Origin of the sequence: Myroides sp., assembly GCF_032073645.1 — a bacterium.
Lineage (GTDB): Bacteria > Bacteroidota > Bacteroidia > Flavobacteriales > Flavobacteriaceae > Flavobacterium > Flavobacterium odoratimimum.
In genome coordinates, this window is sequence record NZ_DAMANB010000005.1 from 220665 (window position 1) to 228042 (window position 7378).

6 protein-coding genes are annotated in these 7378 nt (G+C 31.7%); all 6 read left to right on the top strand.

Annotated elements, in window-relative coordinates:
* The first annotated feature begins 189 nt into the window (after window positions 1-189).
* The 6 genes from RT228_RS06035 to RT228_RS06060 all read left to right on the top strand — a co-directional run bounded on the left by RT228_RS06035 (window position 190) and on the right by RT228_RS06060 (window position 7249).
* Window positions 190-1578: an Ig-like domain-containing protein gene (locus RT228_RS06035; RefSeq protein ID WP_006258133.1), complete on the top strand. Its 1389-nt coding sequence runs from the start codon at window positions 190-192 to the stop codon at window positions 1576-1578.
* Between the two features lie 561 nt (window positions 1579-2139).
* Complete coding sequence (locus tag RT228_RS06040) at window positions 2140-2403, top strand: hypothetical protein (RefSeq protein WP_006258132.1); 264 nt, start codon at window positions 2140-2142, stop codon at window positions 2401-2403.
* 94 nt (window positions 2404-2497) lie between these two features.
* Complete coding sequence (locus RT228_RS06045; protein ID WP_006258131.1) at window positions 2498-4492, top strand: sensor histidine kinase; 1995 nt, start codon at window positions 2498-2500, stop codon at window positions 4490-4492.
* Window positions 4493-4580: 88 nt separating this feature from the next.
* The gene (locus RT228_RS06050) at window positions 4581-5210 is read left to right on the top strand and encodes a response regulator (protein ID WP_006258130.1); all 630 of its coding nucleotides are present in this window, start codon (window positions 4581-4583) and stop codon (window positions 5208-5210) included.
* A gap of 236 nt (window positions 5211-5446) precedes the next feature.
* Window positions 5447-6268, top strand: coding sequence for a M12 family metallopeptidase (locus RT228_RS06055; protein WP_006258129.1), 822 nt, complete (start codon window positions 5447-5449; stop codon window positions 6266-6268).
* Window positions 6269-6343: 75 nt separating this feature from the next.
* Entirely contained in the window at window positions 6344-7249 is a 906-nt protein-coding gene (locus RT228_RS06060; RefSeq protein ID WP_225581821.1) for a hypothetical protein, read from the top strand.
* The last annotated feature ends 129 nt before the right edge of the window (window positions 7250-7378 follow it).

Here is a 7378-nt window from a genome sequence, read left to right on the forward strand (position 1 = left end):
GCAAAAATTAACATGTAAATTGTATTTAATGTTTTTTTGCCTCTAAAAAGCTGGGTATTTTTAAAGGTGTTAAATATTGATTTTTAGTATTTTAAGGTATAGTTATTATTGGTTTTTAAAGAAAATAAAGCTGTATAAATCGTAAATTTAATAGAGGATAAAGGAAAATCTTCTTTAATAAAAAACATTATGAAAGCAAAATTTGTACTACTAACTCTTTTCTCATTAGTAGTATTAGGGTGCTCTTCAGAAGATGAAGGCATTAGAGAAAAAAAAGTGACTATCACTTTTATCAATAAAGAAAAACAAGTATTGATAAACGATAGTTTTGACTTGATGAATGAACTCAAGATTGAGAATGCAACTAAAGAACAAGTTGTCTGGCTCAGTGAAAACCCAAGTGTTGTTCGTTTAAATGGAAGCATAGGTAAAGCGCTTTCAGAAGGAGAAATCCAAATTACAGCCAAAGTAAAGAATACTAATGTTCAGACGAGTATGAAAATTAGTGTACAAGAACAGATTTTACAATTTAAACAAAAAGAATTATCTTTAGTTACAAATAAGACTTTCAATCTAAACGATCTATTAGAAATTAAAAATATTGAGTTAGATCAACTAAAATGGACTGTAGAAAACTCTAATATTTTAACTATAAATAAAGGACAGATTACTACTTATCAACAAGGTAAAGTTAAAATCACTGTAGAGTTTGGAAAGTCTAAAGCTATTATTACAGTTATCGTTGAAAACAATGAACTCCAAGACATTATTTTTGATGAAGATATTATTGAAATTACGGGGATGCAACAAAATAAGATCCCTTATCGTACCCTACCAAAGGGAGCCAGTACTGCTGGAGTCAAATGGGAGATTTCACCAGGAGGCATTAGTTTATTTGATAACGAAACACTCTACTCTGATAGATTGGATAGTAGTACACTAACCGTTATATTGCCTAATGGCAAAAGGAAATCAATAGAGGTAAGAGTGGTCTCTAAAGGGATTCTTGAAATTAAAACACCTTATGGCACCAATATAAAAATTGTCGAAGAACAAGAAGAACAATTTTATCTAGTTCTACTGCCTTTAGGTGAAACTTTTGAGGACTTCGAAGTGACTATGGATAATCCAATTATCAAAATTGATATTAACGGATATATCAAAACATTCTTTGGTCAACTAGGCGTGACAAATGTAACCCTTCGAAGTAAACAAAATCCTCATGTATCGATCATAATGAGAGTAGAAGTGATCAGTTTTATAAATGATGTTTTGGTCAGCTCACAAATCTTTGACGAGATTAAAAATGACGGAACCCATACAGGCGAATTACAGTATCAGCTGTTTAGTTCTAGGAGAGATGGTATTTCTATACAAGACTTTATTCTCTATGACGGATATAATCGAGTGATCTTTAGAGATTCTAAAACCTATACACTACAACAGATTTATACTATTAAGTTAAACAAAGTCTATAAACCATACGCCGAGTTTACCTTAATGTATAAAGGCGTAGCCATCAAATGTAGAAAAGAAGTCAACGTAGTTACTGGAATACCGATCCCAAAGGCTTTTTAATTAAGAAATAGTTCTTTTTTAATAGGCTCTTGATATAAAATACAACGACAATATGGTTAGGCTGTATTGTCGTTTTTTTATTCTATTGTTCTTGACTTTGGTAAGTATATCAAGGATTTTAGGTTTCATTCTGTGCAATACATAATGCATTTATACAACAGAAGGACAATCACATATGGCTACACAATACATTGCGTCTACCACATCAATGAGATAAAAATTTAACATTTTATGAGTTTAAACTACAACAGTAAGTGTAATTATTGCTTTAAGTTTATAAATGAAATTTAGATGTATCTATTTTATGATATAAAACTTATACTAAGTGATTTAGAAAACTCTTTGTTGTAATTATTATAAGTAAAGCAGTCCTTCTTTGATAAAAGTGACGATAGACTATCGAAGAACGTATTATAGAAATAGAATAATATAAAAGCGTTTTACAGCAGAAATTAAATTCTACTTAGAGTGAATATGTTTTTACATCTTAAATTATTGTTTATTAATAACCATAACTAACTATGGAGTAGTTATTATAGTTAGTTATTAAATCTATACAGTATGAAAAAAATCTATTTTATGATGGGGTTAGTAACTCTTTCAACCATGGTGGTATCTTGCTCTAACGATGATAATTTACAACAAGATATAGAAGTAAAGCAAAGAGAGAAACAAGCAAAGGCGCAAGGAGTACTTACAATAAAAGATGAAACGGAAGTTGAAACGAAAAGCTTCTCTACTGAAGAGATGAATGATCGTGGGGATTTTGATTTAGATAAGGATAAAACAAAGAGAGAAGGAAACGGAAAAGGAAAAGGAAAGTAATAAGTGTTTACCTTTTTTAAGGTTATAGATTTTGCAGTATAGTAAAGCGATTCATCTTGGATCGCTTTATTATTTTGGTTATAAAAGAATCGTTATGCGTTTTAGTTTATTATTGTTTTTATTTTGTTGTCTATCTTGTAATGGGGTAGTAGAGAAAAAAACGAAAGAGACAAACTATTTTGAAGGTTATGCTGAGGCTATTGATAAAGAAGTTTATCTAGACAGTATTGCTACTTTGATCATAAAAAGACCTAATGACTCTTTGACTAGAGAAGCACTCTTAAGATTAGCTAACCGTTACGAATGGATAAAGCGGGATAGAAAGGTTAAGAAAAATCTAGAAAAACTGTATACTTACTCAAAACAACAAGGAGATACAGCACATATAGCCAAGACCTATTGGTATTTAGGAGATTATTACGATAGGAAACAAATTTTAGATAGCGCTTACTTTTATTATCTCAAAGCGGAGAAACTTTATGCTTTACAACAAGATAGTATCAACTGGGCTAAAATGCTTTCTTATAAAGCAGGTGTTTTACACGATACAGGGATTTATACAGAGAGCGAGACCACGATAGCCCAAGTTCTACAAGTGTTATCCAAACAAAAAAACACAAGACTTATCTATGAAGCCAACTTCCAAATGGCTTCGGTACTAAAAGAACTGAAAGAGTACAGAGTAGCTCTAGAGTATTATGTAAAAATACCAGAATTGCTAAATAGGTTAGAAGAAGAAGGATATGATAGATATAATTTACAACGCTCCTGGCTATCGTATTATAATAATCTAGGAGGCTATTATCAAGAAGTAGGTAATTTACAAGAAGCCAAAAATTACTTTCAGATTGCGCTTAGAAACCAGTATGTTGATAGTTTTCCACGATTAAAAGCGATGGTTTTAAATAACTATGGATATAATCAGATGCTCCTTTGTGAGGATACTAAGGTGATCCAATCTACACTAGAATCTGCTTTGGAGATTCGTACCCAGATTAATCATAAACAAGGCATTGTCGCTAGTAAAATAAGAATAGCAGAGCTAAGTCTTCTAAAAAAAGATACCATAGCGGCTTTAATTCTCATGAAAGACGCTTATGCTATGGCGGCAGAGGATAGGAATCTTTATGAGTTAATCGAAAGTCTAAAGTTTTTATCCGAATACGATGTAAATGACAAAGAGTTTTATACCACTATTTATCTCAGAACCCAAGATAGCATAAGAACTCTAGAGCGTCAGACTAGAAATAAATTTGCCCGTATTGAATATGAAACAGGAGAAATAGAAAAGAGAAATGATCTTTTAAAGCAAAGAAATACATATTTAGGAGGAGTCATTTTGCTTGTCGTCTTACTGTCTATTGTGTTTTTTATTGTGCTTAGTTTGCAAATGAAAAACAAAAAACTCTTATATCAGCAAAAAGATCAACAGGCTATACACCAGATTCAAGCTTTGCTTTTACAACAACAAAGCATAACCTATAAGGCAAAAAATAAACAAAGAAAACAAATAGCCAAAGACCTACATGACTCTATTATTAATAGAGTGTTTACGGTGCGTATCAATCTCGGACAATTGTCAACTGATCAAACTAAAGAGAAAGAAAAGTTAATCGATCAATTAACACAAATCGAAGCGCAGACCAGAGCCTTATCTCACAATATGCATAAGACCTTGTTTAATCAAGAGCAAGACTTTAGCTTAGTACTTGAGAATTTAATATTAAGTCAGAAAAATCCATTTCAAACTGTTTTTGAGTGTTCTATTGATAGACTTATTAATTGGGATTTTTACACCTGGTATCAAAAAGCACAGTTATACCTTATTGTACAAGTATTGCTTCAAAATGTAAATAAACATGCTCATGCGAGTAAGTGTTTAGTTATTATTCTTTTAAGTGAACAGCATATTGTAGTTAAAATTCATGATAATGGTATTGGTATTGATACCAAGAAAATAAATAAAGGATTGGGTTTTAAAAATATAAGGCATCGACTACAATCTCTACAAGGAAAAATGACTATCTCTACCCTTAATCAGATGACAACGATTAGTTTAGAAATTCCCTATAGTGAAAAGGAAGTATAGTTTTATTTTGTTGTAATTTTTATAAATTTAAGATTGTGTAGTTCTTTTTTATTCCTAAATTGCTTTGTAATTTTTATAAAACGCCTATATGACCATATTACTAGCCGACGATCATTTTATGACTTTAGAGGGGTATATTTCTATTTTAAATAATGAATCTAATACGTATATAAAAGCCCAAAACTGTGAGGAACTCTATAAACAGATTCTTGGCTTAGAACAGCTTGATGTAGCTATTATAGATTATGATATGCCTATATATAAGGAGCAAAATATATCCTCAGGTTTAGACTGTACAACCTTGATTAAAGAGCGCTTTCCTAAGTGTAATATTATTCTAATTACAGCCCATGAGGAAGCACTTATTCTTTATAGCATTTACCGAAATAAAACAATAGATGCCTTGATTGTAAAATCTGATTTTTCAGCCAAGACTTTACAGGATTTGATTCTTAATGATAAAGGACCGGAACTTTTTTACAGCCCTATTGCCAAGGAGTCTATCAAAAAGGTAATCGCTAAAAATACACTTCTAGACCCTAAGAACAGAGAGATTTTAATGTATTTATCTCATGGATATAAAATTACGCAGTTAGAGAGCTTTGTATTTTTAAGTACAAGTGCTATACAAAAGCGAATAAGTAAAATGCTACATGAGTTTAATGTAACGGATTATCAGGAATTAATTCAAATAATAAAACACAACCAATTGCTATAGTATTTTAAATATATTGATTTATAATATATTACTTGAATTTAAGGATAAAAAGTGATTTTATTGGTATATTTTTATTTATAACTAATATTTAGACTTTAAAGGGGTGGAAATGCTTGTTTTTTTAACACTTGCTGTAGGTTGACTTCCGTTTTAGTTAATTGTCTTGTTGTCAGTTTTTTATATTGATTTGATGTTGTTAAATTTATGTTATTATAAACCAAAACAATATTGATAATATGAAATTACACCACAAGATCCTATTAGGGTCATTCATCTCAGTAGCACTGGTATCATGTAATACTAATGACAATGATACAGCAGTAAATGATAGTACTAGTGGATTAAAAGAATTAAGAGCAGTACCTAAAGCGGATATTGTTTCAGGATTTGAAGGAGCGAAAGTCTGTAAAGATGTTTATCCTAAAGGAACAGATCCAAGAGGAGCTGTTGTTAGAAGTACAAAGTGGCCTAATGGAAGTGTTATTACTGTAGGACTATATGGAGGTACTCCTTATGTTCGCAGTAAGGTTAAGCAATACGCGCAGGAGTGGTCTAATTATGCCAATATCACTTTTAATTTTGTGGAAACTGGAACTCCTCAGATTCGAGTTACTTTTACCCAAGGAGCAGGATCGTATTCTTATTTAGGAACACAAGCCCTTAGTATTCCATCTAATGAAGAAACAATGAACTTTGGTTGGTTTGATAATTCGACTAGCGATGCAGAGTTCAGTAGAACAGTTATCCATGAGTTCGGTCATGCGCTAGGAATGATACACGAGCATCAACATCCTTTAACGAATATTCCATGGGATAAAAATAAAGTGTACGCTTATTACGCTGGTTATCCGAACTATTGGAGTAAAAATGATGTGGATAACAATCTTTTTGCAACCTATTCAACTACGCAAACTCAGTATAGTGCTTATGACACGCAGTCGATTATGCATTACAGCATAAGCAGTGCTCTTACTACAAATGGATTTAGTGTAGGAAATAACTCTGTTTTATCAGCAACAGATAAACAGTTTATTGCAACAGTTTATCCAAGAAACTAAAGTATATACATTAGGTTAGTTTTAATAATAGTCTACCTTACCCTAGTGTGAGGTAGACTTTATCTATTTATGACAATGAATAAAAGTTACTTTCTATTACTTTTTTGTATTCTTCCTTTTTTAATACAAGCTCAAGCCAAAAGACAACCCTCTTCTATCTCACCTTATGTAAATTGGAGTGAAGAAAACTTGAATTGGAATATAGCAGGCAATGAACAAGGACAATACCCTAATGTATTATCAGAATTAGATTGGCGCGATCTTCGCGGACCTTCTGTAGGTGTTGAATCTGTTATCTCTCTTTCATCGAAATTTCGCTTAAAAACAGACCTAAATTACAAGGAGATAACAAGAGGAACTGTGAAAGATACAGATTATGCAGGAGACAATAGATTCCTAAAAACCTCTGAACTTGATTTACAAGCAGATAAAGGTCATTCTTTTTACACACGTATTGAATTATCCTATTTGCTATGGTCTAATCATCACTTTTATTTTAATACCCATATTGGGTATTATGGTGCCTATCAGACTCTTTATATGTTAGATGGAGATGTCCCTCTTATAGAAGGCAAAAAATTAAATAGCACCTATAAACCTCAATCTCATGGAGTCATCATGGGATTAGAAACGAATTTTATTCATCAGAATTGGAATGTAGATTTTGATATTAGCGCTATATATCTACCCTCTTACACTGCTAAGGCAACTTGGAACCTCCGAGAAGAACTTAGACAGCCCACCAGTTTTAAGCACAAATCTAAGGGAGTGGGGTGGAGGACAGGATTACATATCGGCTATCAGCTCACACAGCGCATACAACCTTTTTTCTCTGTTCACTATACCCATACAAAAATAAATAAGGGAACCGATAAGTTATTTAAGGCAAATGGAACAACTCATACCGCCCAATTAAATGAAGTTCATTCAAACAGTTTAAGCATAGGGCTAGGAGTGAAGGTATTTTTAGATTCCTTATAAAAAATAATTGTTTTCTTAAAAAGTAAGAACACCCGGTAGTTGATAAAAAATAAGACAATAATTTTGAATTTTTTATTGAAGTCATCTTGACTTTTTAGTTTTCTGAAATTTCTTTAGTCCTATAACAAT

Coding starts and splice junctions, on each gene's coding strand:
- RT228_RS06035 (WP_006258133.1), top strand. CDS start 190: ATGAAAGCAAAATTTGTACTACTAACTCTTTTCTCATTAGTAGTATTA.
- RT228_RS06040 (WP_006258132.1), top strand. CDS start 2,140: ATGAAAAAAATCTATTTTATGATGGGGTTAGTAACTCTTTCAACCATG.
- RT228_RS06045 (WP_006258131.1), top strand. CDS start 2,498: ATGCGTTTTAGTTTATTATTGTTTTTATTTTGTTGTCTATCTTGTAAT.
- RT228_RS06050 (WP_006258130.1), top strand. CDS start 4,581: ATGACCATATTACTAGCCGACGATCATTTTATGACTTTAGAGGGGTAT.
- RT228_RS06055 (WP_006258129.1), top strand. CDS start 5,447: ATGAAATTACACCACAAGATCCTATTAGGGTCATTCATCTCAGTAGCA.
- RT228_RS06060 (WP_225581821.1), top strand. CDS start 6,344: ATGAATAAAAGTTACTTTCTATTACTTTTTTGTATTCTTCCTTTTTTA.